Origin of the sequence: Streptomyces capillispiralis, assembly GCF_007829875.1 — a bacterium.
In the GTDB taxonomy this organism is placed as follows: Bacteria; Actinomycetota; Actinomycetes; order Streptomycetales; family Streptomycetaceae; genus Streptomyces; species Streptomyces capillispiralis.
In genome coordinates, this window is sequence record NZ_VIWV01000001.1 from 3,659,924 (window position 1) to 3,686,631 (window position 26,708).

The following is a 26,708-nucleotide window of genomic DNA, read 5'->3' on the forward strand; positions in this document are numbered from 1 at the left end:
GTGGTCAGACCTCCAGGAGGGTGTCGAAGGAGTGCGGCAGCCGCTGCCAGGCGTCGGGCCCGGCGGCGTACTCGGCGTCGGTCAGCAGGCAGGACTCCAGGAGCCGTTCGAGCCCGTCGCGGTCGAGGCCGGGGGAGGTGAAGACGAGGTGCTGGCAGCGGTCGCCGTGCTCGGGGTGCCAGTCCAGCGCGGCGGCGGCCCGGCGCACCGGCGGGACCATCTCCCAGGCCGCGTCCGGCAGCGAGCCCAGCCAGGGGCCCGCGCTCTCCACGCACAGGGCGCCGCCCGCCGCGTCCCAGTGGTACAGCGTGTCCGGCTTGTCGGCGAGCCAGAACCGGCCCCGGCTGCGCGCCGCCGCGCAGGTCAGGTCCTCCAGCGCGGCGTACAGGCGCTCGGGGTGGAAGGGGCGGTGCCGGCGCCAGACGAGGGTGGACACACCGTGCGCGTCGGCCTCGGCGGGCAGCAGCGCGCACGCCGGGTGCTGGGCGGCGGCGGCCGCCTCCACGTCGAAGCCGGCCAGCGCGGCCGCCGCGAGGAGGGAGCGGCGGCCCGCCGGGCCGTCCTCGCCGATCGGGACCCGGTGCGCCGTCGGATGCAGCTGGGCGAGCAGCTCCCGGTCCGCCTCGTCGGCCTCCGGGGAGTCGGCGAGGGCCAGGACGGGCGCGTACTCCAGTTGGCGCGCGAAGGTGTCGGCGACGGTGCGCTGGTCGGAGGGCGCGGCGGCGAGCCCGCCCTCGGCGAGGTCGTCGCCGTTGCCCAGGTACGGCAGCAGCAGTGCCGGGTCGACGGCGGTGATCACGCCGGTGACGGTGAAGCCGCCGGCGGTGACCACCTCCGCCATGGCCTTCGGCTCGACGGAGTCCCACAGTTCGACGATGGCGAGCGGGGTGTCCCCCGCGTCCGCGAGCCGTTCGAGCTCGGGGACGAGGTCCTCGCGCAGCGCGCAGCAGGCGCAGTCGTTGACGAGGGGCGCCTCGCCCGCGGAGAGCAGGCCGGTGGCGTCCCGCACGGTGCGTACGACCGTGCCGGCGGTGGCCGTCTCCAGGTCGTGGTGGAGGACGACACTGCCGGGCACGTCGGCGAGCAGCCGGGCGACGGCTGCCCTGCGGGCGTCGGCGTGCAGCCCGCCGACGAGGGCCACGGACAGCGTCACGCCGCTCCCCCCTTGCCGTAGCGGCGCTCGAACCGCTCCACGCGACCGGCGGTGTCCAGGACGCGCGCGGTGCCCGTGTAGAAGGGGTGGCTGACGTTCGAGATCTCGACGTCGACGACCGGGTAGGTGTTGCCGTCCTCCCACTCGACGGTCTTCTCGCTCGTCATGGTGGAGCGGGTGAGGAAGGCGTAGCCGGCGGCGCGGTCGCGGAAGACGACGGGGCCGTAGGCCGGGTGGATTCCCTTGCGCATGGCGGTGTTCAGCGCTCCTCTCGGAAGTCGACGTGCCGTCCGGCGATGGGGTCGTACTTGCGCAGCGTCAGACGGTCCGGGTCGTTGCGGCGGTTCTTGCGGGTCACGTAGGTGAAGCCGGTGCCGGCGGTGGACCGGAGCTTGATGACCGGGCGGAGTTCGTTGCGTGCCATGCTGGTACCTTACTGAAAATGATTCCCATTTACATAATGGTGTGGGAACGACTTCCGAGAGAGGTGCATCACTCGTGTCCGCGCACTGCATGCTCACCGGGGCCCAGCCGGGCTTCGGCAACCGGATCTCCCACTCCCACCGGCGCACGTCCCGCCGCTTCGACCCGAACATCCAGTCCAAGCGCTACTGGCTGCCGAGCGAGGGCCGCCACGTACGGCTGCGGCTGAGCGCGAGGGCCATCAAGACGGTCGACACCATCGGGGTCGAGGCGGCGGTGGCGCGCATCCGCGCGCGCGGCGTGAAGGTCTGACGGAGAAGGCGGAGAAGACGGAGAAGACGGCCAGGACAGGCGAGCGGGAGAAGACGGAGCAGCGGCATGGCGAAGAAGAGCAAGATCGCTAAGAACGACCAGCGGCAGGAGGTCGTCGCGCGGTACGCCGCGCGGCGGGCGGAGCTGAAGGAGATCATCCGGCGGCCGTCCTCCACGGCGGAGGAACGGGCGGAGGCGCAGCGCGAGTTGCGCCGTCAGCCGCGTGACGCGAGCGCCACCCGGGTGCGCAACCGCGACCAGGTGGACGGACGTCCGCGCGGATACCTCCGCGCGTTCGGCCTCTCCCGCGTGGGCGTGCGGCAGCAGGCACACGCGGGATATCTGCCGGGGGTGCGGAAGGCCTCCTGGTAGCGGGGGTTCCGGTGGGCGTCTGCCCCGTGCGCGCCCGAGTCTTTCTGCGCGGGCGGCTATGGCGCGCGGGGCCGTTTCCTGTGGGCGCGGGCCGCTTCCCCGGGCGCGGGCCGCTTCCCCGGGCGCGGGCCGCTTCCCCGGGCGCGGGCGGGCGGGTTCCGGGAGCGCGCCGACGGGTTCCGCAGGGCGTCTGCCCCCGTGCGCGCCCGGGGGTCCTTCGGGCGCGCTCGGGTGCGGGGGGGGAGCCGGGTCGTGGGGCTGGTGGGCCGGCGGGTGGTTCCTGTTAGCTGACTGCGGTCGTCCGGCCGACGGGGCCGGCCACAGCTGGGGGAGACGCAGTGACTTCGCAGGCTTCGGTGTCGTACCCGCCCGCACCGTCGGCGTCGCGCCCGTCGCGCCCCCGGCGCCCCCGGCACGCACGGGTCGCCGCCGCGGCCCTGGCCCTGGCGGGCGCGCTCGGGCTCACCGCCTGCGGCGGGGACGGCCCCGACGACTCGGACGGGTCCACGGCCACCCCCACCCCGTCGGCCACGGCGACCGCGGACACCGGCGGCGGCACAGGAGATTCCGGTGCGAGCGACGCCCCGGCGGACGCCCTGGAGGGCAGCTGGTTCACCACCGCCGACGGCAAGGCCCTGGCCCTGATGTTCAACGGCGAGGAAGCCGCCCTCTTCGTCACGGGCGGCACCGTGTGCAGCGGCACCGCGCGGGAGAGCGCCGGGACCCGGTCGATCCGCCTGAAGTGCGCCGACGGGGCCGAGGGCCGGACGAACGGCACGATCGGCTCCGTGGGCAGGACCTCCCTGAAGGTCACCTGGGAGGGCGCGCTCGGCACCGAGACCTACACCAAGGCCGAGGGCGGCACCCTTCCGACGGATCTGCCGACGGCGGGGCCGGGGTCGTAGCCCCGTCGCCCGGTCCGTCGGCGGGGAGAATCGGGGGCGCGTGCGTGATGATGATCGCCGGGCACCTCCACGAACCCAGGGGATCACTCATGCGCGCCACGCCGACCGCCGTTCCGGCCCTCGCCGCCCTGCTCCTGCTCACCGCCTGCGGCACCACGGGCGACGCCGGAGACAGCGACGCGAAGCAGGAGAGCACCGCCTGTTCGGCCGGCTCGGTGAGCCTGGAGGCCGGACCCGCGAGCGCCGCGCCGGCCGCCGGGGACACCGGTGAGGTTCCCGTCACCCTCACCAACCGCGGCGAGCCCTGCACCCTGGAGGGCTTCCCCGAGGTGCGGCTCACCGGCACCGGCGAGTCCGCCGTCGAGGTGCCGCCGGCCGAGGGGGCGACGGCCCAGAAGCTGACGCTGGCGAAGGGCGCCTCCGCGTCCTTCACGCTCACCTACGAACGCGGCACGCGCGGCGACGGATCCTTCGACGCCGTGAAGCTGCACATCGGCCTGCCCGGCGACTCCGGCGACTCCGGGCCCCGGGCCTTCCCCTGGTCGTACGGCCCGGTCGCGGCCGACGGGCAGGGCGGCCACCTGATCTCCGTGAGCGCGTACCAGCAGACGGGCGACTGAGACGCCGCCCGACTCAAGGCAGGCGCGGCACGTCCCGATCCGCACGACGACCCGGCAGGCGGGCCGGGGCGACCGAAGGGCGGCGCCCTCAGGGCAGGCGCGGGCGGTTCCCGACCTGCGCGTCGTCCGCCGCCCTCGCGCCCTCCTCCCAGCCCGCCGCGTCGCTCACCCCGCGCAGCCGCGTGGTCGTCGTCTCCGGGAACAGCCGGTCCGTACGGTCCGCGACCGCCACCGCGCGGGAGGCGAGGACCGGCAGCAGGTCGTCGCTCACCTGCGACTCCGCGGCGGCCGCGAGACGCGTCCCCACGCGGTGCGCGTAGGCCGCGAGGAAGGACTGCCGGAAGGTCTTGGTCCGCTTGCGTCCGCCCGCCCGCTGCGCGGCCTCCGCCCTGGTCATCGCGGTCGTGGCCTGCACCAGCAGTGAGGTGTAGAGAAGTTCGACCGCCTCCAGGTCGGTGGTGAAGCCGACCACCGTGGAGAAGCCGAACGCTTCGTTCCACACGGCCCGGCAGTGGTTCGCGCCGGCCACCGCGTCCAGCAGCACCGCCTTGGCCTGCTCGTACGGCGGCTCCACTCCGATCCGGCACGCGTCCGGCGTCTCGGCCGCGGGCGCCCGCGCGGCGAGCAGCGCCTCGTCGACGCTGTGCCGCGCCATCAGCTCCTGGGCCTTGGCGCTGAGCGCCTCCGCCTCCTCGGGGAACCCGGTCGCCTCCGCCTTGGCGAGCAGCGCGCGGATGCGTCCCAGCATGCGCGACTCCGGCCGCCGGTCCCGCGGCCCCGGGGCCACCGCCTCGTCGAGGGGTTCGAGGGCGGGCAGCCGCAGCAGCAGGCGGTACAGCTCCAGTACGGCCGTGGCGTACGAGAAGCGGTCGGCGCGCGGGGCGGGTTCCGTGCCCAGTGCGTCGAGCTGGGCCTGCCAGCGGGGCCCCCGCGGCCGGTCGTCGCGCGGCGCGCGGGCACGGATCAGCGCCGAGACGATCCGTACGTGGACGTCGTCGAGTTCGCGCCGGACGATCCGCACCACGTCGGCCGGCTGCCAGCCGCGCCGCCAGGCGGCCGCCACGAACTCCTCGCCCCGCCGGGCGAGTTCGGCGTCGGCCGCCGGATCGGCGGCGAGCAGGGACGCGCCGGTGTCGAGGGCGGCGTCGGTGGCGTCGTACAGGGCGGCGTTCAGGGCGCGGTCGACGGTGCTGGACGTACTCACGGGCCGATCGTGCCACGACTCGCACCATGCACCCGAAAGTGTCAACTCGCGGTTGACAGCGTGGGGGTGTCAACTTACGGTTGACACATGACGACGAACCCAGCCATCAAGTCATCCGTGCGTCTCGACGACCTCATCGCGGCCATCAAGAAGGTCCACGAAGAACCCCTCGAACAGTTGCAGGACGCGGTGCTCGCGGGTGAGCACCTCGGCGACGTGGCCGACCACCTGATCGGCCACTTCGTGGACCAGGCCCGGCGCTCCGGCGCCTCCTGGACGGACATCGGCAAGAGCATGGGCGTCACCCGGCAGGCCGCCCAGAAGCGCTTCGTACCGAAGGAGGGCACCGACCTCGACCCGAACCAGGGCTTCAACCGCTACACGCCCCGCGCCCGCAACACCGTCATGGCCGCGCACAACGAGGCCCGGGAGGCGCGCAACGCCGAGGGCCTGCCCGAGCACCTGGTCCTCGGTCTGCTGGCCGAGCCGCAGGGCCTCGCGGTGAAGGCGATCACCGAGCAGGGCATCACCGTGGAGGCCGTCCGCGCGGCCGCCCGCGCGGCGCTCCCGCCGGCCGTCGAGGAGGCCCCGGAGCTGGTCCCGTACGGCCCGGCGGCCAAGAAGGTCCTGGAGCTCACCTTCCGCGAGGCCCTCCGCCTCGGCCACAACTACATCGGCACCGAGCACCTCCTCCTCGCCCTGCTGGAACACGAGAACGGCACCGGCCTGCTCAGCGGTCTGGGCATCGACAAGGCCGCCACCGAGCGGTACGTCGGCGAGATGCTCGCGCAGTACGTCGACACACGGACGGAGGACGCGGAGCAGCCCGAACCCCCGCGGGAGGGCTGAGCCGGATCCGTGTCCGGGCCGGCTGTCAGACCCCCCTGCGACACTCGCGGTATGGCCGACCGGTGGGCGCTCGCTCCGGCCGAGGACGGTGGCGTCGACGTCGCCCCCCTCGGTCCGGACGGGCTGCCCGCCGGTCCGGTGCGGCGCGAGGCGGACCTCGCCGGGGCCGTGCGCGGCCGTCCCGGTGTCGCGCGGTGGGTGTGGCGGTCCACCGCCGAGGTCTACCCGACCCTGCTCGCCGCGGGGGTGCGGGTGGAGCGGGCCTACGACATCGAGGCCGCCGAGACGCTCCTGCTCGGCCACGAGGGGCGGTACGGGGAACCCCGGTCGGCCGCGGCCGCCCTGGCCCGGCTGCGCGGCGGCCCCGTGCCGTCCGATCCGCCGCCGCGCCCGGCCGAACCGGGCGCGCAGTCGTCCCTCTTCGAGCCCCGGGGCGTCCCGCTCCCGCTGACGGACCTCCTCGCGGTCTACGCCGAGCAGCAGCGGCGGACCGCCGCGACCGCGCACCCCGACCGGATGCGGCTGCTGACGGCCGCCGAGTCGGCGGGGATGCTGGTGGCCGCGGAGATGAACCGCGCGGGGCTGCCCTGGCGCGCGGACGTGCACCGCGCGCTGCTGCACGACCTGCTCGGCGAGCGGTACGCGGGCGGCGGCGAGCCGCGCCGCCTGGCCGAGCTGGCCGACGAGGTGTCCGCCGCCTTCGGCCGCCGGGTGCGGCCCGATCTGCCGGCCGAGGTCGTCAAGGCGTTCTCCCTGGCGGGCATCAAAATCTCCTCGACCCGCCGCTGGGAGATCGAGTCCGTCGACCACCCGGCCGTGAAACCGCTGATCGAGTACAAGAAGCTGTACCGCATCTGGGTCGCCCACGGCTGGTCCTGGCTCCAGGACTGGGTGCGCGACGGCCGCTTCCGGCCGGAGTTCCTGGCGGGCGGCACCGTGACCGGCCGCTGGGTGACCAACGGCGGGGGCGCGCTGCAGATCCCCAAGGTGATCCGCCGCGCGGTCGTCGCCGACCCGGGCTGGCGGCTGGTCGTCGCCGACGCCGACCAGATGGAGCCCCGGGTGCTGGCGGCCATCTCCCGCGACCCCGGGCTGATGGAGGTGGCCGGGCGGGAGACCGACCTGTACCAGTCGGTGTCCGACCGCGCCTTCTCCGGCGACCGCGCCCAGGCCAAACTCGCCGTCCTCGGCGCGGTCTACGGCCAGACCTCCGGCGACGGCCTGAAGAACCTCGCCGCCCTCAGACGCCGCTTCCCCAAGGCCGTGGCCTACGTCGACGAGGCCGCCCGCGCGGGCGAGGAGGGCCGTCTCGTACGGACCTGGCTGGGCCGCACCTGCCCGCCGGCCGCCCGTACGACGGACGACGCGGTGGAGGAGGCGGGCATCCCGACGGCCGACGAGGAGTCCCGCCCCTGGGTGCCCGGCTACGCCTCCACCGACTCCCGCGCCCGCGGCCGCTTCGCCCGCAACTTCGTGGTCCAGGGCAGCGCCGCCGACTGGGCGCTGCTGCTGCTCGCCGCGCTGCGGCAGACCCTGTCCGGCATGGCGGGCGAGCTGGTCTTCTTCCAGCACGACGAGGTGATCGTGCACTGTCCCGAGGAGGAGGCCGAGGCGGTGGTCACGGCGATCCGGGAGGCAGCCGAGCTCGCGGGCCGGCTGACGTTCGGACGGACACCGGTGCGGTTCCCGTTCACGACGGCGGTGGTGGAGTGCTACGCGGACGCCAAGTGATCAGACCGTAGGGCCGGAGCCGCCCGGCAGCGCCCTCCCGGCGGCTTCCTCGCCGGCACCGGCGGCCGCGCGTTCGCGGGCGAAGTCGCGGACCAGGTCGTGCGGGACGTAACGGCCGTACGCGGTCTCCGCCATGAAAGCCACGTCGACGAGCCGGTTGAGCGCGGCCTCCGCACGACCCTCGTCGGTCCCGGTGAGACGCGCCAGCAGGGGCGCGTCGCAGGCGGGCAGGTCCAGTGCGCCGATGCGCAGCAGGGCGAGGGCCGCGTCGCGGTCGACCTCGCGTGCGGAGGCGGTGAGGGCGTCGTGCGCGACGGCCAGCGAGCGGCGGACGCTCAGGTCGTCGTGTTCCAGGTGGGGCAACCGATTGCCGGTGGACGACAGTTGCCCGGCGAGGGCGTCCGGCGTGAGCGCACCGCGCGCGGCGAGGCGGGCCGCGACGATGCGCAGGGCCAGCGGGAGGCGCCCGGTGAGCGCCACCAGGGGATGCCCCGCACCGAGTCCCTCCCGCCCGGAGGCCGCCCGCAGCAGGGCGGCGCTCTCCTCGTCGGAGAGCGGGGCGAGGGGGAAGCGGACGGCCCCGTCCAGGGCGGTGAGGGGCGAGCGGCTGGTGACGATCACCGCACAGCCGGGTCCCGCCGGCAGCAGTGGCCGCACCTGCGCGGCGTCCGTGGCGGCGTCCAGGAGCAGGAGCGTGCGGGTCGGCGCGAGCAGGGAGCGCAGCAACGCGGTGGCGGCGTCGGGGTCTTCGGGGATGTCCCGGGGTGCGGTACCGAGGTCGCGCAGGAGCGCGGTGAGGGCCTGGGCGGGGGTGAGGGGAGGCGTGCCGGGGGTCGCGCCGTGCAGGTCGACCTGGAGCTGACCATCGCTGAAACGTTCCGCCAGCGTGTGCGCGACATGCAGCGCCAACGCGCTCTTGCCCACGCCGGCCGTACCGCTGATGACGGCGACGGCGGCGGGCTCGGCCGCCCGCGGCCGCCGGGTGAGCACCCGGAGCAGTTCCTCCCGCACCTCCGAGCGGCCGGTGAAGTGCGCCGGGGGCGGCGCGAGTTGCGCGGGCCGCACCACGACGACACCCCCGCCCTCGTCCCGCCCCGCAACCGCCTCCGCCTCTGCCTCCGTCACTGCCTGAGCCTGTGCCTGTGCCTGCCCCCGCGCCTGTGCCTCTGCCTCTGCCTCTGCCTCTGCCTCTGCCTCTGCTCCTGCCTCTGCCGGCGCCTCGTGCGGCGCGTGCTCGCCGCTCCCCCGCAGCACCTCCACATGGGCCTCGCGCACACCCCGCCCCGGCTCGATGCCGAGTTCGTCCGTGAGGCGGGCCCGCAGATCGCGGTGGACCACCAGCGCCTCCGCCTGGCGGCCGGTGCGGTGCAGGGCGAGCATCAGCTGCCGGTGGTACGCCTCGCGCAGCGGATGCTCGGCGGCCAGCGCCGCCAGTTCGGGTACGAGTCCGGCCAGGCGCCCTCCGCCGAGGGCGAGTTCGGCGTCGTACCGCCACTCCAGGAGCAGCAGCCGCGCCTCCCGCAGCCGTCGCACCAGGGCGTATCCGCCCACCTCGGGCGGCAGTCCGGCCAGCGGGGCTCCCCGCCACAGCGCGAGCGCGGAGGTGCACTCCCGTACCACCCGCGCCCAGTCGCGCCCGGCGTGCGCGGCGCGCGCCGCGGTGGTGTGCGCGTCGAAGACCTGGATGTCCACCTCGCCCTCACCGACCCGCAGCACGTACCCGGTGGGCACGGTGACCAGCCGCTCGGGGTCGTCGAGCATCCGCCGCAGCCGGGCCACGTGATTGTGCAGCGAGGGTCGCGCGGAGGCCGGCGGCACCCCGCCCCACATCACGTCCTTCAACGTCTCCACGGAGACGACGCGCCCGGCGTCGAGCACCAACGCGGCGAGCAGGGTGCGCAGTTTGGGGCTCCCGATGATCCGGGCGGAATCCGGGCACCCGTCCGGGGCCTCGCGGTCATCCCCGCGACCACCGCCGTAGAGGACCGGTGTCCCCAGCAGTCCGAACCGCAGACCGCGCCGTGTCACGCCGCACCACTGCCTTCCGGGTGCCCGTACGGAGAACCATTGGCCATATGTTAGCGATCCGTTGGCAAGATCTGATGTGATCACTACAACGGATCCGGCCCGGGGGCGCGCGCGTCGAACGCGCAGCTCGGGGGAGTGTCGCCGCCGCGGCCCGATCCGCCAACGAGGGACCCCCGGTCTGCAGAGGTGAGCGACCGGGTCCCTCGTCCTCCCCACCACTGGATCGCTTTGCCGGGCGGGCAAAACCGCCGGGCCCGACGGATGGCCGGACGGGCCGGGCAACCGGGGTCCGGGCAACCGGGTTCCGGGCAGCCGACAGACGCCCAGGACAAGGGGACCAACCGACGACCTCGATCCGGTCACCCAACGGGCGTCCGGGCTCGGGAAACCAACGCGCGTCCGGAGGCCGGACAGCCAACGGGCGCCCGGCGTTCGGTCAGATGACCGGCGGCCGTCCCAGCCGGGTGAGCCGCCACACCGTACGCCAGCGCATGGCCCGCCGTTCCCCGGCCGGCTCCCGCAGCCCTTCCACGAAGCCTCCGAACCACGCCCGCAGTCCGCTGCCCGACCGGTTCCGCGCCAGGGTGAGCAGCACCCACACCCCGAGATGGACCGGCACCAGCACCAGCGGCAGCCGCCGGCGGGCGAGCCACACCCGGTTCCGTGCGTTCACCCGGTAGTAGATGGCGTGCCGGGCGGGCGAGGTGCGCGGGTGCTGGAGCAGCAGTTCGGGCGCGTAGAGGATGCGCCACCCGGCGTCGGCGGCGCGCCACGCGAGGTCGGTCTCCTCGTGCGCGAAGAAGAACGCGGCGGGCCAGTCGCCGATCTCGTCGAGCATCGCCATCCGCAGCGCGTGCCCACCGCCGAGGAACCCGGTGACGTACCCGCCCCGCATCGGATCCGACCGCCCGACCCGGGGCACGTGGCGCTGCTGGGTCTCCCCCAGTTCGTCGGCGATCCGGAAGCCGATGATCCCGAGCCGCTCGTCGGCGGCGTACAGCTCGCCGACGCGGCGCAGCACGTCGGCGTCGACGAGCAGACCGTCGTCGTCCAGTTCGACGACGACATCGACGTCCCCGAACTCCCGCAACCGCGCGATCGCCGCGTTCCGCCCGCCGGGGCAGCCGAGGTTCTCCTCCAGTTCGACGGAGGTGACCTCGCCCGGCAGGGACAGCCGCCGGGCGAACTCGGGCAGCGGGCAGCCGTTGCCCACGATCACGATCCGGGCGGGAGGGACGTCCTGCTTGGCCACCGACTCCAGCAGCGCGTCCACCTCGGCGGGCCGGTTCCCCATGGTCACCACGGCGACGGCGATCCTCGGCGGCTCCATCCCTCACCTCACCCAACCCGGCCGACGACTGTGCCCGCGATGCTAGCCGTTCACGCCGCGGCCTCCCCGAGTAGGCCGCACGGCCGCCCACGCGCCGCGTCACCGGACACGCCCTTCTCTACGGCAAGGGAAGGACCGGTGTTCACCAACGGGCGCACTCCGCTTCCGCGCGGCTCGACCGACGACACCCTCGCGCCACTCTCCCCCTCACGGGGACGTGCCCTCGTAACGGGGCCGGCCGGCCGGTCGTGCTGCCGGCGCGGCCGCGGATGGTCGGATCTCGTAAAGACGCCCCCATACGACATGGCTTCGGATCTCACCGGACATCGCGCAGTGTCCGGGTACGGTGCTCGATCACCGAGACATCAGGCATCCGGACCTCGGGGCGGTCCGCGTGTTCCTGGTGCGGCGGCCCGACTCCCACGTCCCCAAGGGGTGCATCGCCTCTGTCACCCGCGACGGTGACGCACTGACATCGATCGACGTGGACATCTATGAGAACGAACTGCGCTTCGCCACCCCCGCGTCCGACGCCATCCACAATACCTTCGTGATCGATCGTCAAATCCTCCAACTCGTGCAAACCCAGCTGCGCCGAAGGTGCCATCTCGAAAGTCACGTTGCGTTGGAACGGCCACGAATACCTGCCGACCCCATGAGGAAGAGGCACTTTCCCCTCCCGCTTCGTGAACGAGCCCCCGCCTTCGCTCGGCTGCGGTCCCGCATAGCCCGCCACAGACGGATAAGGACCGACCTCGGATACGGCGCCTTCCTCTCCTACAGCGGGGAGCGCGACCGCCGATGGTTACCGCACCTGCAACGGGCCATCGAAAAGCAGTCCCGGCCCTGGTACAGGCCGCCTCGGATCAGGGTCTTCCTCGACGCGAGCGGCGTATCGATCGGGCCGCGACTCCAGGGAAAGATCGAAGCCGGCCTCGCCCGCTCCGATTGGCTCGTCGTCATGGCGTCGCCGGAGTCGAAGGCGTCCGTCTGGGTCGACCGGGAGATCGAGTGGTGGCTGAAGCACAGAACGGTCGACACGATCCTGCTCGTCGTGACGGCAGGACAGCTGGTCTGGGACGAGCAGCGGGGCGACTGGGACCGGGAACTCTCGACGGCGCTGCCCACTCGTCTCTCCGGACGGTTCGAGCACCAACCGGTCTGGAAATCCGCAGCCCTCCACCGCCCCGAAGACGGCGCCGATCTCGTGCCGGACGTCGACAACATCGCCCTCGGTATCGCGTCCGTCGTACGCGGCGTCCCAGAGGACGACCTGAAGTCGGAAGGCGTCCGCGACACCAGGCGCAACCTGCGGACGGCGAGGATCACCGCCGCCGTACTGAGTCTGCTCCTCCTGCTCCTCCTGATCACGACCACGGTGTCCGTCATCGCGCTGCTCGCACGCGCCGAGGCCGCCCGCCAGCGCGACCACGCCGTCGCGCAGCAGCTGATCAGTCAGAGTTCCTTCCTCGCGACCCGTGATCCGTTCGGAGCCCGGCTGAAAGCGTTGGCGGCCTGGCGGATCGACCCCACTCCGGAGTCCTACCTCGCGGTCCTCAACGCCGCCGCTGCCTCGGAGTCCGGCTTGCTCGCGCACACCTGGCCCGTGAGATCGGTGGCTTTCAGCCCGGACGGCGAGACCATCGCTTCCGGCGGCGACGACGGCATGGTGCGGCTCTGGGACGCGGCGACACAGCGGCAGATCGGCGCCCCGTTCATCGGGCACAACCGGGGCGTCACCTCGGTGGCCTTCGGGCCGGGCGGCAGGACTCTGGTCAGTTCGAGTTTCGACGGCACTGTCCGGCTCTGGAACGTCGCCGGCCACACACAAATCGGTGACGCATTCCAAGCCAATGCCGGGTTCATCGATTCGGTCGCCTACAGCCCTGACGGCAAGACGCTCGTCACCGGTGGCAGCGGCGATTCCGGAGCCGTGCGGCTGTGGGACACGGCGACGCACCGCCAGATCGGCGCACCACTCGGCGACAAGACCTACAACACCGAAGTGGCCTTCAGCCCCGACGGCAAAACCTTCGCCACCGGAACCGACGACACGCTCCAGCTCTGGAACACCCATTCCCGCACTCCGACCGGCAAGGCACTGACGGCAAACGGCTACGGCATCTCGTCGGTCTCGTTCAGCCGGGACGGGAGGATCATCGCCGCCGCCGATGGCGATGGCAGCGTCCGGCTCTGGAACACCACCACCCGAGCACCAGTGGGTGAACCGTTCACCACAAGCGCAGGGCGGGTCGAGTCGGTGGCCTTCAGCCCCGACGCGACGATGTTCGCCGCCGCGTACTACGACGGCAGCGTACGACTCTGGGACATCGCGCGACACGTCCCGAGAGGTGCGCCCTTCACCGGCCACACGAGTTCCGTCCGGGCGGTGGCCTTCAGCCCGGACGGATCGACCCTGGCCACCGCGAGTGATGACACCACGGTCCGGCTGTGGGACGTCCGCACACTGCGGCAGACCGGAACATGGGACACCGGCGAGCAAGGAGCGGTAGCGCTCAGCCCTCACGGTCAGACCCTGGCCGTCGCGGGAGACGGCGCTGTGCGCTTCTGGAATGTCGCCGCGCGTCGCCGGATCGGTGATCCGCTGGACCCCAGCGCCGTGAACACCGACGCCGCGCTTTCCTTCAGCCCCGACGGCACCGTGCTGGCGACCAGCTTCCACTCGGTGGATCACCATGTCCAACTCTGGGACGTCACCACCCACCACCGAATCGGCACGTCACTGGCCGGCCCCACCAGGTTCCTCGGCGCACTGGCGTTCAGTCCCGACGGCAGGACCCTCGCCATCTCCGAGGAGAACTCCGTACGCCTGTGGAATCTGGCGACACATCGCCAGAAAGGAAAGGCACTCGATGTCAGAACAGCGGTAGATGTCGCATTCAGCCCTGACGGCCGCGTGATCGCCACCACCACCGAGGACGACACCGTGGCGTTCTGGGATGCCGCCACACAGCGCCGTATCGGCGAGACGCCTCCCTCCCACACCGCGCAGATCAGCGCCATGGCCTTCAGCCCCGACGGCACGACGGTCGCGACCGCGAGCCGCGACAACACCGTCCGGCTCTGGAACACGGCCACGCGTCGACAGATCGGCGAGCCGCTGACCGGCCACCGCGGCGGCGTGACCTCCGTCGCCTTCAGCCCCCACGGGAAGACGCTGGTCACCGGCAGCATGGACCGCACGCTCCGGCTCTGGGACGTCACCTCCCGGCAGCAGATCGGCGACCCCCTCGAAGGGCACGGCGCCACCGTCACCGGCGTGGGCTTCGGTCCCGGCGGCAAGACGCTCACCAGTTGGAGCGAAGACGACACGGTGCGGGTGTGGGACGTCGAACCGACCGTGGACCCGGTGCGCTCGCTGTGCGAGTGGGCAAGGGGTGCGTTCACTGCCGAACAGTGGCGCGCTCACGTACCGGCGGGCCCCGCCTTCCGTCAGCCGTGCCCAAAGCCCGGACCACAGTGACCGGATAAACGAACGCCCGCCATGCCGCCCCCGCACCACACACCGCCAAAGGCAAGGTCAGCAGACATCTGACCTGGCCTTCCATGGAGCCGCCTTCGGGATTCGAACCCGAGACCTACGCATTACGAGGGCCTGCAAGATCGTGACGGGTGCTGCTGGGCGGTACCGCTCAATCCCATTTCCGCAGATCAGAGGAGCGCGACCTTGATCGGCGTGACGGCTGGTCCAACCTGGTGCCGACCAGTCCGCTCACGCAGCGCTCACGCAGATCGTGTCGGACACCCTCGGACACAGCGACACCCGGATCACGCGGGACATCTACCAGAGCGTCCTCCCTCACGTCGGCAAGAGCGCCGCCGAGGCCACCGCCAAGCTGGTCCCGCTCCAGCGGAAAGCCGAAGCGGAGAAGGCCCGTAAGGCGGCGAAGAAGGCGAAGCCCGGGAAAGGGCACAGGCCGAAGGAAAGAAGAAGAGCCCAAGGGCGAAGCGGAAGAAGCCCGGCTCGTCGGCATCTCGGCACCACCACGCACGTATCACTCTCGCCAGCCACCCGGCGAGCGCCCCTACCACATGTCACAAGCAGGCTATGGCCTGTTGACCTAGCCCTCCCTGGGGGCTGACGCGCAAAGACGTCATCCTGAGGGTGGCGTTACCCAGCCCCCGTTGGGTAGTCAGTCTGCCGCCGCCACCTCCGGTTGACCAAGAAGCACTTGCCGAAATTCTTTGATTATGCCCTGCACACCGCACACCGTTGGTATATCTGGGTAAGAGCAGGGGGTGGCTGGCCACTTCCGCCGCACCGGAGGTCGGACGTCTTGGATCGTGCGCCCGTATGTCGCTTCTGTCATCAGATCGTGGATCTTCGAAGTGGCATCATCGTCCCGCACTGGAGGGAGACGTACTCGTCCTCCCTCTGCCCAGCCACCTACCGCTCATCCGCACACGTTCGCTGGCTGAGGGGCGTGGCATTAGATCGCTATCAGACCGAACTGGCGGCGAAGGCCAGACGCCGCCAGAAACTTCGAGCCGCCCACGACACCGCCTCCCGCACCGCGGATTCCCATGATGACGACCCAGTGCCAGCGCCAGAGCTGCTCCCTATGCATGAAGGTCGCCACTACGTGGCCGTCATGCTACCCGGCTCGGGCCCGGCAGACGTGTGGCTTCCTGGTAAGAACCGAGGGGAGCAACGGCGATTCATCGGCCGCTTCTTGCCGAGCACACACGGCCTCAAATGGAACGAGAGAAGGGGCTGTTGGAGTGTGCCCACCCGTCACTTCCTCGAGCTGGCACGGCACCTCCTTCGCTACAACAAGGTAATCATGCTCGGGCGAGAGTTCAACCCGCTCGAGAGGTGCAACGGAGCCTGCCGTCACGCAGCGGGCCCCAACTGTCAGTGTTCATGCCGGGCGAAGTATCACGGTAGGGGGAAATGGAAAGCTGGCTGGATCGAATTGAACGAGTTCGATACCCGTCACCGTGGGGCCGCCTGGCACTGGACCCTGTTTAGCCGCAATACCCGGTAGGCGTTAGAGCCTCAACCACGCGCTGCCCCCGAACTCAACCAACGCTGGCGCGCCCCGCAGCACGTCACCCTCAGCCCCAGCCGGATCGGCGACATCGCCCGTGCCGCCCTCGCCCTCAACGGAATCTGGAAATGATCACCGCTGAAAAATGGTCGGGCTCGCTGGTCCGTGATGAGGCGGTTGCCCATCTTGACTACCGGATGCCCGTCGAGATCGGGTCGAGGAAGAAGACGCACTGGTCCGCGTTGAACTCTCCTACCTCGGCGACGAAACGGAACTTGTCGCCTGCGCCGACGAGGGCGGGAATCTTCTTGCCGGTCAGTCTCAGGTCAAAGATGTTGACGTCCTCGTATTTGAAGGCCGGGCCGACCGTCGTGTTCGGTCCCTTGTCGCCTGGGCCCAGGAGGAAGTCGTAGCGGGTGTCGTAGTCACCGTGGGGTGCCATGTGAACGATCGACCCGTTGAACGCGACCGTCTGGCCCTCGTGTCTGGTAGCGAAGTCCAGGTTCGCGTCGTCGCACGAGTCTGCCTTCAGCAGCGCTGCGAACTCCGGGTTGTTCTGAGGCGTGATCACCTCAGTGGCAGCCGACTCGGCTGCGGTCGGAGTCGGCGTAGCGGAGGGCTTTTCACTCGCAGCGGCCGCTGACTTGTCTGACTCGCCCTTCTTCTCGCCTCCGTCGCTGAGTGCAGAGGCAGCGCCGATGACGATGGTCAGGATCACGAGGACGGCGGCCGCCGCGCCAATCAGGAGCCACGGCTGCGGCTTCTTCGGCCGACGGAATTCGAGGGTGGAGCGAAGCGTGCCCTGGGCCTGTTCCACGAGCTCCCAGCCGTCCTTCTCCATCTTCGAGATCACCAAGCCGCTGGTGCCGCGAACTGTCTGCACGGCCTTGTACTCGTACTTGATCTCGTCGGCCATGCGGCTCCGCCCCCTAGATGGACTGCTCATACCAACTGCCTCGCGAGCATAAGGACACTCCGCTAGGAACTTGGCGTCCCCGACACCACCCAATGAGGTTCGGTACTCCGCTCGGACCAGACACCCGGCACGCCCCTCCGCTCACGTATCGCTCACGCAAGCGAAGTCACGGCACCTCGGTCAGGTGACACGTCAAGCCCTGAACATGCAAAACCCCAGGTCACGAGCTATGCGACCTGGGGTTTCTCGGAGCCGCCTTCGGGATTCGAACCCGAGACCTACGCATTACGAGTGCGTTGCTCTGGCCATCTGAGCTAAGGCGGCGCGCTGCGTGCACCATGGTGCGATCAGCAACGCCGGTAAGTCTACACAGTTTCCGAGGGTGCTTCGTACCGGCCCCGGAGGCGGGCCGCGGTGGCTGCCTCCGGGGCGGGCCGTACCGCTATGAGCAGCGCTTTCCCTTCCTGGGCGGGGTGCCGTCGAGCAGGTAGGCGTTGATCGCGGAGTCGACGCAGGCGCTGCCGCGGCCGTAGGCGGTGTGGCCGTCGCCCTCGTAGGTGAGGAGGCGGGCCGAGGAGAGCTGGCCGGCCAGGGCTTCGGCCCAGCGGTACGGGGTCGCCGGGTCGCGGGTGGTGCCGACGACCACGATCGGGGCCGCGCCCTTCGCCTCGATGCGCCGCGCCTCACCCGTGGCCCCCACCGGCCAGTACGCGCAGTTCAGCGACGCCCACGCGAGGCCCTCGCCGAAGACCGGGGACGCCTTCTCGAAGGCGGGGAGGGCCCGCCGCACCTGGTCCGGGGAGTCGAACGCGGGCGGGAGGTCGAGGCAGTTCACGGCCGCGTTGGCGAACATCAGGTTGGTGTAGCCACCGCCGGCGTCGCGTTCGTAGTAGCTGTCGGAGAGGGCGAGGAGTCCGGCGCCGTCGTTCTCCCGCATCGCGGTGGTCAGCGAGTCGCGCAGTTGCGGCCAGGCCCCCTCGTCGTACATGGCCGCGATCACGCCGATCGTCGCCAGCGACTCGGTGAGCCGGCGGCCGTCGGTGTCGCCGGTCGGCATCGGCCGGGCGTCGAGCCTGTCGAAGAACGCCTTGAGGTTCTCGCCGGCCCGCGCGGGAGCCGTGTCCCGGCCGCCGAGGGGGCAGTCGCCGTGCCGTACGCAGTCCTTGGCGAAGGCGGTGAACGCCGTGCCGAAGCCCCCCGTCTGCTCCATGTTGAGCCGCCGCGCGGGCAGCGAGGGGTCCATGGCGCCGTCCAGCACGAGACGCCCCGCGCGGTCCGGGAACAGTCCGGCGTACGTCGCCCCGAGGAAGGTGCCGTACGAGGCCCCGACGAAGTTCAGCTTCCTGTCGCCCAGCGCGGCCCGCACGATGTCCATGTCGCGGGCCGCCTCGACGGTGGACACATGGCGCAGCAGCTTCGGCGCGTCCGCCCCGCACCCCTCGGCGAACTTCTTGTACGCCGCGACCAGCGCGTCCGTCTCCTTCGCGTCGTCCGGCGTGATGTCCGTGCGGGTGTACGCGTCCATCTCGGGCCCGTCCAGGCACTCGACGGGTTCGCTGCGGGCGACGCCCCGGGGGTCCACGGCCACCATGTCGTAGCGGGCGCGCACGTCGGCCGGGTAGCCGATTCCGGCGTACGCCTGGACGTAGCCGATCGCCGAGCCGCCCGGTCCGCCGGGGTTGACCAGCAGCGAGCCCAGCCGCTTCCCGGGGCCCGTGGCCTTCTTGCGGGTGACGGCGAGGCGGACGTCGCCCGCGGACGGTTCGGTGTAGTCGAGCGGCGCCTTCAGCGTGGCGCACTGGAAGCCGGAGACACCGCAGTCGCGCCAGGCCGGCTTCTGCTCGTAGTACCGCGTGAGGGACGCGGGGGTGGAGCGGGGCAGGGGGGCGAGGGCGGCCGCCGGCTCCTCCGCAGCCGCCGATCCGGCGCTCGTCGCGTCTTCGGAGGAGCAGCCGGAGACCAGCAGCGCGGCGGCGAGCAGCCAGGCTCCGGTACGGGTTCTGCGGAGAATGCGCCTTGAGTACATACCGCGAGCGTAACTCTGTGCGACGACATGAGTGCTCTACGTACGCGTCGTGCCTCGTACGAGTGACGACGGGAGGCGGCTCGCGCGGCCACCACGGCCGCCCCTGCCACCCCGGCTGCCCCGGCCGCCTTGGCTGCCGCGGCTGCCGCGGCTGCCGCCCCGGGGCTTCGCTTTCAGCCCGCTCTGAGGGCCATCGCCATCGCCTCCACCGCGAGGAGCGGGGCCACATTGCGGTCGAGGGCCTCGCCGCACGCGGCGATCGCCTCGATCCGGCGCAGGGTGGACTCCGGGGAGCCGGCGCGGGCCAGTCGCTCCAGCGCGTCCTCGGCCTCCGCGTTGGCGAGGGCGACGCGGGTGCCGAGCTGGAGGGCGAGGACGTCGCGGTAGAAGCTGGTCAGGTCGGCGAGGGCGACGTCCAGGCTGTCGCGCTGGGTGCGCGTTCTGCGGCGCTTCTGCATCTCCTCCAGTTCCTTGACCACACCTGCCGTGCCGCGCGGCAGGCGGCCTCCCTGGGCCGCACCGAGCGCCGCCTTCAGTTCCTCGGTCTCCTTGCCGTCCATCTCCTCGGCGAGTTGCTTGGCGTCCTCGGCGGCGGCGTCGACGAGCTCCTGCGCGGCCTTGAGCGCGCCGCCGATGTCCTCAACGCGCAGCGGCAGCTTCAGCACGGAGGCCCGGCGCTCCCGGGCGGCCGGGTCGGTGGCCAGGCGGCGGGCGCGGTCGACATGCCCCTGGGTGGCACGGGCGACGGCGGCGGCGACGTCCGGCTCGATGCCCTCGCGCCGGACGAGCATGTCGGCCACCGCGTCCACCGAGGGCGTGCTCAGGTTGAGGTGGCGGCAGCGGGACCGGATCGTCGGCAGGACGTCCTCGATGGAGGGGGCGCACAGCAGCCAGACGGTGCGGGGGGCGGGCTCCTCCACCGCCTTGAGGACGGCGTTGGCGGACTTCTCGTTCAGCCGCTCGGCGTCCTCGACGAGGATGACCTGCCAGCGGCCGTTCGCCGGGGCGGTGAACGACTTGCGCACGGTGTCGCGCATGTCCCTCACGAGGATCTCCGACCCGACGGCGGCGATCGAGGAGACGTCGGCGTGGGTGCCGACCAGGGCGGTGTGGCAGCCGTCGCAGAAGCCGCAGCCGGGGCTGCCGCCGAGGGCGCGGTCGGGGCTGACGCACTGGAGCGCGGCGGCGAAGGCACGCGCCGCCTGGTTGCGCCCCGCGCCGGGCGGGCCCGTGAACAGCCAGGCGTGCGTCATCTTCGACGCCTCGGGCGGGGGCGCGCCGGTCGCCACGGCGGTGACGAGCGCGTCGGCGTCCCGGGCGGCGGCGGTGAGCTGCTCGCTCACCCGCTCCTGCCCGACCAGGTCGTCCCACACGGTCATGGGTCAGCCCGTCCTTCCGTCACATCCGCCACGTCCGTCCTACGGCATCCATTGTGCGGGTGGCCACTGACAACGACCGGACCCCGGAGACCGACGATCCGGAAACCGATGGTCCGCAGTCCGACAGGCCGGGAGACCGACAGGCCGGAGACCGACGATCCGGAAGCGACGGACCGGAGTCCGACGATCCGAGACCGACGGCCCGGACACCGGTCGTCAGCGCCGACCGGTGTCCGGGTTCACTCAGCGCCGGCCGCCCCGGCCCCGTCCGCCGTCGTCGCCGTAGTCGTCGTCACGCGGGCCCAGCAGTTCGTCCGCCAGCGTCGGCAGGTCGTCCAGCGGGGTCTCCTCGGCCCAGTCGGAGCGCTGCCTGCGCCGGGGCTCCGGGCCCTCGGGATCGACCTGGGGCAGCTCGCGGGTACGGTCCTCGACGCCTTCGGGTCCGTCGGAGCCGCCGTAGCCACCGTAACTGTCGTAACCGCTCGACGGACGCTCGTCCCGGAAGTAGCCGGGCGGCACCCGGTCCGCGGGCCCCTGCTCGTCACCCCGTACGGGCGGCAGCACGGCCGTCTCGTCGGCCGCGCCCGGCGGGACCGGCGGAACCGGAAGCTCGGTCGTCACCTCGGCGTCGGAAACCCCTCGGGCTCCGGGCCGCCGCCCGGCGTCCTCCTCCGGCACCCGGGGCAGCACCGCCGTCTCGTCCACCGGTCCGCCCGACGCGTTCGTCGGCGTCACCACCGGCGTCGGCACGGTCGCCGCCTCCTCGGCCCCCGGCCGGCCGGCACCGCCCGCCGACGACCGCCGCTCCGCAGGAGCACCGGTCCCGGTGGACCGCGGGTCCGCGGGACCGCCCGTCGTCTTCGGCCCCGCCTCCGCCGCGGCCGCCGCCTGTTCGGCCAGCCGTCGGGCCTCCTCCGCGCGGAGCAGCGCCTCCTCGGCCTTGCGCTGCTTCTCCAGGCGCAGCGCCTCGGCCTCGGCGCGCAGCCGCGCCTCCTCCTCGGCCTGCTTGCGGCGGCGCTCCTCCTCGGCCCTGCGGCGGGCCTCCTCCTCGGCGCGCGCCTTCTCCTCGGCGAGCAGCCGCTGACGCTCCTCCTCCGCGCGGCGGCGCGCTTCCTCGGCCCGCTGCCGGGCCTCCTCCGCCTGCCGCTCGGCCTCGCGCCGCTGCGCCTCCTCCAGCTCGCGCCGCTTGCGCTCCTCCTCCTCGGCGCGCAGCCGCGCCAGCTGCTCCTGGCGCTCGCGCTCCAGGCGCTCCTCCTCGGCCTTGCGGGCCGCCTCCTCCTCCGCCTTGCGGCGGGCCTCCTCCTCGGCCTTGCGACGGGCTTCCTCGCGGGCCTCGATCTCGGCCTCGGACAGCGGCAGCACATGGTCGAGCCGGTGCCGGACCACCGCGGTGACCGCCTCCGGTTCCTGACCGGCGTCGACCACCAGGTAGCGGCCCGGGTCGGCGGCGGCCAGCGTGAGGAAGCCGGCCCGCACGCGCGCGTGGAACTCGGCCGGCTCCGACTCCAGCCGGTCGGGCGCCTCGGTGAAGCGTTCCCGCGCGGTCTCCGGCGCCACGTCGAGGAGCACCGTCAGGTGCGGAACCAGCCCGTTGGTCGCCCAGCGGTTGATGCGGGCGATCTCGGTCGGCGACAGATCGCGCCCGGCGCCCTGGTAGGCCACCGAGGAGTCGATGTACCGGTCACTGATGACGACCGCGCCGCGCTCCAGGGCGGGCCGTACGACGGTGTCGATGTGCTCCGCGCGGTCCGCGGCGTACAGCAGCGCCTCCGCGCGGTGCGACAGACCGGCGCTGGAGACGTCCAGCAGGATGGAGCGCAGTCGCTTGCCCACCGGCGTCGCCCCCGGTTCACGGGTGAGGACGACCTCGTGGCCCTTGGCCCGGATCCACTCGGCGAGGGCTTCGGCCTGGGTGGACTTCCCGGCGCCGTCGCCGCCCTCCAGGGCGATGAAGAAGCCGGCGGTGGCGGGCGCCTGATCGGGGTCGTCCCCGCCGAGCAGCGCGTCCCGCAGGTCCTGCCGCAGCGGCACCCCGGAACGGTCGTCGACCTTGGCCAGCACCAGCGCGGCCACCGGCAGCAGCAGCGCGCCCACCAGCATCAGCGTGAAGGCGGCGCCGCCGTGCGCGAAGACGAACCGGCCGTTCTCCAGCCGGTGCGGCCCGATGCCGGCGGCGACGACCGGGGCGATCACCGCGCCGAGCGCCACGAGGACCCGGACCACCGCGTGCAGGTGCTCGGTGGTGCGGGCGCGGCGCTGGTCCTCGGTCTCCTGGTCGAGCAGGGTGTGTCCGGTGTTGGCGGCCATGCCCGCGCCGACGCCGGCCAGCGCCATGATCAGCAGCACGCTGGTGACGTCCGGGACGAGTCCGGCGGCCAGCAGCGCGACACCGGTGAAGGCGAGCGCGATCGCGAGCAGCCGGCGGCGCGACAGGGCCGGCAGCAGGGCGGGCGCCGTACGGATGCCGACGACGACACCGCCGGTCAGCGCGCCGACCAGCAGGCCGAAGAGCACGGGGCCGCCGCCCAGGTCCTTGGCGTGCAGCACGGACACGGCGACCGCGGCCGCCACCGCGCCGGCGACGGACGCCGACGCGAGCACCAGCAGCGGCATCGCCCCGGTGCGGCCCTTCTCGGCGCTCCCGACGCTCTTCGGGCGGCGCAGCCCTTCCAGCGGCGACCGCGGGCGGGGGGTCCGCGTGCCGGGCAGCTCCAGGAAGGTCAGGACGGACAGCGACGCGGCGAACAGTCCGGCCGCGACGTACGAGGCGAGGGCCGCCTGGTGTTCCCCGAACCAGTCGACGCCCGTGCCCAGCAGGTTGTTGAACAGGGCCGCGACGACGAGCGCGACGGCCGCGAGCGGTATCGCCACGAAACTCGTGCGCAGCGACAGGCGGCGCAGCGCGTCCAGGTGGTCGGGCAGCGGCCGCACGGTCGCGCCCTCCGGCGGCGGCGCGGGCAGCAGCGCGGGCGCGGCGCTCTCGCGGCACACCGTCCAGAACCGCTCGGCGACGCCGGTGACGAAAGCGGTGACGAGGAGGACGGCCAGCGCGTCCTCGGGCGTCCAGTCGATCCACAGCGGCGCCACGATCAGCAGCGCGGCCCGCACCCCGTCCGCGCCGACCATGGTCCAGCGGCGGTCCAGCGGGCCGTCGTGCGAGGTGAGCGAGGTGAGGGGGCCGAGGAGTACGGCGCCGAAGAGCAGCGTCGCCAGGATGCGCACGCCGAAAACGGTCGCCACTGCGAACGCCGCTCCCCGGTACCCCCCGCCGAAGGAGCCCTCGGCGACCGCCGCCTGGAGGGCGAGGAGGACCAGCACCAGGAGGGCGAGGACGTCGCCGACCCCGCCCACGAGCTGTGCGCTCCACAGCCGTTTCAGCTGCGGCCGGCGCAGCAGGGCGCGGACGGCACGCTCTCGGGAGTCCGCGACCAGCGCGTCGTCGGGGGCGGGTTGAGGGGCCGTTGGGGGCTCGGCTCGCGTCATGCGTTCAGCCTATCGGCCCGCGCCGACAGCCCGGCACGACGCGCCTGACATGCACACGCCCCGACACCGAAGTGTTGCCGGGGCGTTCGCATTCCGAACCCTTGGCGACGGAGGTCGCCGGAGGCTCAGTCCTCCGCCGCGTTCGAGGCGGTCGCCTTCTTGGCGGTGGTCTTCGCCGCCGTCGTCTTCTTCGTGGCCGTGGTCTTCTTCGCCGCGGTCTTCTTGGCCGCCGTCGCCTTCTTCGCCGGCGCCTTCTTGGCCGCCGTCTTCTTGGCCGGGGCCTTCTTCGCGGTCTTCTTGGCCGGACCCTTCGCCCGCTTCTCGGCGAGCAGCTCGTACCCGCGCTCCGGCGTGATCGTCTCGACGCTGTCGCCGGAGCGCAGGGTCGCGTTGGTCTCGCCGTCGGTGACGTACGGGCCGAAGCGCCCGTCCTTCACCACGACGGGCTTCTCGCTCACCGGGTCCGTGCCCAGCTCCTTCAGCGGCGGCTTGGCCGCCGCACGACCGCGCTGCTTGGGCTGGGCGTAGATCGCCAGCGCCTCCTCCAGCGTGATCGTGAAGAGCTGCTCCTCGGACTGCAGCGACCGCGAGTCGGTGCCCTTCTTCAGATACGGCCCGTAGCGGCCGTTCTGCGCGGTGATCTCCTGGCCCTCGGCGTCGGTGCCGACGACGCGCGGGAGCGACATCAGCTTCAGCGCGTCGTCGAGGGTGACGGTGTCCAGGGCCATCGACTTGAAGAGGGAGGCCGTGCGCGGCTTGACCGCGTTCTTGCCGGTCTTCGGGGTGCCCTCGGGCAGGATCTCCGTGACGTACGGGCCGTAGCGGCCGTCCTTGGCGACGATCGCGTGGCCGGTCACCGGGTCGGTCCCCAGCTCGAAGTCGCCGCTCGGCTTGGCGAGCAGTTCCTCGGCCAGCTCGACGGTCAGCTCGTCGGGTGCCAGGTCGTCCGGGATGTCGGCGCGCTGGTGCTGCTCGGTGTCCTTCTCGCCGCGCTCGATGTACGGGCCGTAGCGCCCGACCCGCAGCACGATGTCGTTGCCCACCGGGAACGACGACACTTCGCGCGCGTCGATCGCGCCCAGGTCGGTCACGAGCTCCTTGAGGCCGCCGAGGTGGTCCCCGTCACCGTTGCCCGCGTCGGCCGCGTCACCGTTGCTGGTGCCCTCGCCGAAGTAGAACCGCTTCAGCCACGGCACGGCACGCGCCTCGCCGCGCGCGATACGGTCGAGGTCGTCCTCCATCCGGGCCGTGAAGTCGTAGTCGACGAGCCGGCCGAAGTGCTTCTCCAGCAGGTTGACCACGGCGAAGGAGAGGAAGGACGGCACCAGGGCCGTGCCCTTCTTGAACACGTAGCCGCGGTCGAGGATCGTGCCGATGATCGACGCGTACGTCGACGGGCGGCCGATCTCCCGCTCCTCCAGCTCCTTGACCAGCGACGCCTCGGTGTAGCGGGCCGGGGGCTTGGTGGCGTGCCCGTCGACCGTGATCTCCTCGGCGGTCAGCGCGTCGCCCTCGCCGACCTGCGGCAGCCGGCGCTCGCGGTCGTCGAGCTCGGCGTTCGGGTCGTCGGCGCCCTCGACGTAGGCCTTCAAGAAGCCGTGGAAGGTGATCGTCTTGCCGGACGCGCTGAACTCGACGTCCCGTCCGTCGGACGCCGTGCCACCGATCTTCACGGTGACGGAGTTACCGGTGGCGTCCTTCATCTGCGAGGCGACGGTCCGCTTCCAGATCAGCTCGTAGAGCCGGAACTGGTCGCCGGCCAGGCCGGTCTCGGCGGGCGTGCGGAAACGGTCGCCCGAGGGGCGGATCGCCTCGTGCGCCTCCTGCGCGTTCTTGACCTTGCCCGCGTAGGTGCGCGGCTGCGGCGGGAGGTAGTCGGCGCCGTACAGCTGCGTGACCTGGGCGCGGGCGGCGGTGACCGCCGTCTCGCTCAGCGTCGTCGAGTCCGTACGCATGTAGGTGATGTAGCCGTTCTCGTACAGCTTCTGCGCGATCTGCATGGTGGCCTTCGCGCCGAAGCCGAGCTTGCGGCTCGCCTCCTGCTGCAGCGTCGTCGTACGGAACGGGGCGTACGGCGAGCGGCGGTACGGCTTGGACTCGACGGAGCGCACGGCGAACCGCGTGCTCTCCAGGGCGGCGGCGAGCGCGCGGGCGTTCGCCTCGTCGAGGTGGAGGGTGTTCGCGCTCTTCAGCTGTCCCAGGGAGTCGAAGTCGCGGCCCTGCGCGACCCGCCTGCCGTCGACGGTCTGCAGGCGGGCGACCAGCGAGGACGGGTCGGAGGCGTCCCCCGCGCGGCCGGTCGCAAAGGTGCCCGTCAGGTCCCAGTACTCAGCAGAACGGAAAGCCATGCGCTCGCGTTCCCGCTCCACCACCAGCCTGGTGGCGACGGACTGGACGCGACCGGCGGACAGCCGGGGCATGACCTTCTTCCACAGGACCGGCGAGACCTCGTAGCCGTAGAGGCGGTCGAGGATGCGGCGGGTCTCCTGGGCATCGACCAGCTTCTGGTTGAGCTCGCGCGGGTTGGCCACGGCCGCGCGGATCGCGTCCTTGGTGATCTCGTGGAAGACCATCCGCTTGACCGGGATCTTCGGCTTGAGCACTTCCTGCAGGTGCCAGGCGATGGCCTCGCCCTCGCGGTCCTCATCGGTGGCGAGGAAGAGTTCGTCGGACTCCTTCAGCAGGTCCTTGAGCTTCTTGACCTGGGCCCGCTTGTCCGCGTTGACCACGTAGATCGGCTGGAAGTCATGGTCGACGTCCACACCGAGGCGACGGACTTCGCCGGTGTACTTCTCGGGCACTTCCGCGGCGCCGTTGGGAAGGTCGCGAATGTGCCCGACGCTCGCCTCGACGATGTAGCCAGGGCCGAGATAGCCCTTGATCGTCTTCGCCTTGGCAGGCGACTCGACGATGACGAGTCGGCGGCCGCCCTTCGCGGTCTCGCTGGTCGGGGACAACTTCGCTC

General features: G+C 72.2%; 17 protein-coding genes, 1 tRNA gene and 1 pseudogene. 7 read left to right on the forward strand and 12 right to left on the reverse strand.

What is annotated here, in order from left to right; translation table 11 throughout:
- Positions 1 to 4 precede the first annotated feature (4 nt).
- From FHX78_RS15520 to rpmG, 3 genes are read right to left on the reverse strand one after another with little or no spacing between them, the layout of a single operon-like run.
- Positions 5 to 1,153: a CobW family GTP-binding protein gene (locus FHX78_RS15520; protein ID WP_145868056.1), complete on the reverse strand. Its 1,149-nt coding sequence runs from the start codon at positions 1,151 to 1,153 to the stop codon at positions 5 to 7.
- Complete coding sequence (locus FHX78_RS15525) at positions 1,150 to 1,404, reverse strand: type B 50S ribosomal protein L31 (RefSeq protein ID WP_145868057.1); 255 nt, start codon at positions 1,402 to 1,404, stop codon at positions 1,150 to 1,152. The genes FHX78_RS15520 and FHX78_RS15525 overlap by 4 nt, the downstream gene beginning before the upstream one ends.
- Before the next feature lie 8 nt (positions 1,405 to 1,412).
- Positions 1,413 to 1,577 (reverse strand): 50S ribosomal protein L33, encoded by a 165-nt coding sequence (gene rpmG, locus FHX78_RS15530; RefSeq protein WP_145868058.1) that lies wholly within the window; start codon positions 1,575 to 1,577, stop codon positions 1,413 to 1,415.
- Positions 1,578 to 1,651: 74 nt separating this feature from the next.
- On the opposite strand from rpmG, the gene rpmB reads away from it, so the two are divergent.
- The 4 genes from rpmB (at position 1,652) to FHX78_RS15550 (ending at position 3,785) form a co-directional block, all read left to right on the forward strand.
- Complete coding sequence (gene rpmB / locus FHX78_RS15535) at positions 1,652 to 1,888, forward strand: 50S ribosomal protein L28 (protein WP_145868059.1); 237 nt, start codon at positions 1,652 to 1,654, stop codon at positions 1,886 to 1,888.
- A 66-nt stretch (positions 1,889 to 1,954) separates the two neighbouring features.
- Positions 1,955 to 2,260, forward strand: a complete 306-nt coding sequence (rpsN, locus tag FHX78_RS15540) for a 30S ribosomal protein S14 (RefSeq protein ID WP_145868060.1) — start codon at positions 1,955 to 1,957, stop codon at positions 2,258 to 2,260.
- 338 nt (positions 2,261 to 2,598) lie between these two features.
- Entirely contained in the window at positions 2,599 to 3,165 is a 567-nt protein-coding gene (locus FHX78_RS15545; protein ID WP_145868061.1) for a hypothetical protein, read from the forward strand.
- A gap of 89 nt (positions 3,166 to 3,254) precedes the next feature.
- Positions 3,255 to 3,785 carry a DUF4232 domain-containing protein gene (locus FHX78_RS15550; protein ID WP_145868062.1) on the forward strand — a complete coding sequence of 177 codons (531 nt, stop codon included), beginning with the start codon at positions 3,255 to 3,257 and terminating at the stop codon, positions 3,783 to 3,785.
- A gap of 88 nt (positions 3,786 to 3,873) precedes the next feature.
- Here the strand turns inward: FHX78_RS15550 and FHX78_RS15555 are convergent, their stop codons facing one another.
- On the reverse strand, positions 3,874 to 4,989 hold the full coding sequence (locus FHX78_RS15555; protein WP_145868063.1) for a DUF2786 domain-containing protein: 1,116 nt from the start codon (positions 4,987 to 4,989) through the stop codon (positions 3,874 to 3,876).
- Between the two features lie 87 nt (positions 4,990 to 5,076).
- Here FHX78_RS15555 and FHX78_RS15560 point away from each other — a divergent pair, with 87 nt between their 5' ends.
- Positions 5,077 to 5,838: a Clp protease N-terminal domain-containing protein gene (locus FHX78_RS15560; RefSeq protein WP_145868064.1), complete on the forward strand. Its 762-nt coding sequence runs from the start codon at positions 5,077 to 5,079 to the stop codon at positions 5,836 to 5,838.
- Positions 5,839 to 5,889: 51 nt separating this feature from the next.
- Positions 5,890 to 7,569 (forward strand): bifunctional 3'-5' exonuclease/DNA polymerase, encoded by a 1,680-nt coding sequence (locus FHX78_RS15565; protein ID WP_145868065.1) that lies wholly within the window; start codon positions 5,890 to 5,892, stop codon positions 7,567 to 7,569.
- Here the strand turns inward: FHX78_RS15565 and FHX78_RS15570 are convergent.
- Together FHX78_RS15570 and FHX78_RS15575 are read right to left on the reverse strand one after the other, a co-directional pair.
- Positions 7,570 to 9,597, reverse strand: a pseudogene (locus FHX78_RS15570) (AfsR/SARP family transcriptional regulator).
- Positions 9,598 to 10,033: 436 nt separating this feature from the next.
- Positions 10,034 to 10,927 carry a glycosyltransferase family 2 protein gene (locus FHX78_RS15575; protein ID WP_145868067.1) on the reverse strand — a complete coding sequence of 298 codons (894 nt, stop codon included), beginning with the start codon at positions 10,925 to 10,927 and terminating at the stop codon, positions 10,034 to 10,036.
- Between the two features lie 346 nt (positions 10,928 to 11,273).
- Between FHX78_RS15575 and FHX78_RS15580 the strand changes: the two genes are divergently transcribed.
- Complete coding sequence (locus tag FHX78_RS15580) at positions 11,274 to 14,411, forward strand: eIF2A-related protein (protein WP_167531768.1); 3,138 nt, start codon at positions 11,274 to 11,276, stop codon at positions 14,409 to 14,411.
- Positions 14,412 to 16,129: 1,718 nt separating this feature from the next.
- Here the strand turns inward: FHX78_RS15580 and FHX78_RS15595 are convergent.
- The 6 genes from FHX78_RS15595 to topA form a co-directional block, all read right to left on the reverse strand.
- Positions 16,130 to 16,855: a DUF4839 domain-containing protein gene (locus FHX78_RS15595; RefSeq protein WP_145868068.1), complete on the reverse strand. Its 726-nt coding sequence runs from the start codon at positions 16,853 to 16,855 to the stop codon at positions 16,130 to 16,132.
- Positions 16,856 to 17,105: 250 nt separating this feature from the next.
- Positions 17,106 to 17,179, reverse strand: a tRNA-Thr gene (locus FHX78_RS15600).
- A gap of 118 nt (positions 17,180 to 17,297) precedes the next feature.
- A complete protein-coding gene (locus FHX78_RS15605; RefSeq protein ID WP_145868069.1) occupies positions 17,298 to 18,881 on the reverse strand; it encodes an alpha/beta hydrolase in 1,584 nt (527 codons plus the stop codon).
- 173 nt (positions 18,882 to 19,054) lie between these two features.
- Entirely contained in the window at positions 19,055 to 20,260 is a 1,206-nt protein-coding gene (locus tag FHX78_RS15615; protein WP_145868070.1) for a DNA polymerase III subunit delta', read from the reverse strand.
- A 243-nt stretch (positions 20,261 to 20,503) separates the two neighbouring features.
- Positions 20,504 to 23,743, reverse strand: coding sequence for a dTMP kinase (gene tmk, locus FHX78_RS15620; protein WP_145868071.1), 3,240 nt, complete (start codon positions 23,741 to 23,743; stop codon positions 20,504 to 20,506).
- Positions 23,744 to 23,868: 125 nt separating this feature from the next.
- Complete coding sequence (topA, locus tag FHX78_RS15625) at positions 23,869 to 26,700, reverse strand: type I DNA topoisomerase (protein WP_145868072.1); 2,832 nt, start codon at positions 26,698 to 26,700, stop codon at positions 23,869 to 23,871.
- Positions 26,701 to 26,708: the final 8 nt, after the last annotated feature.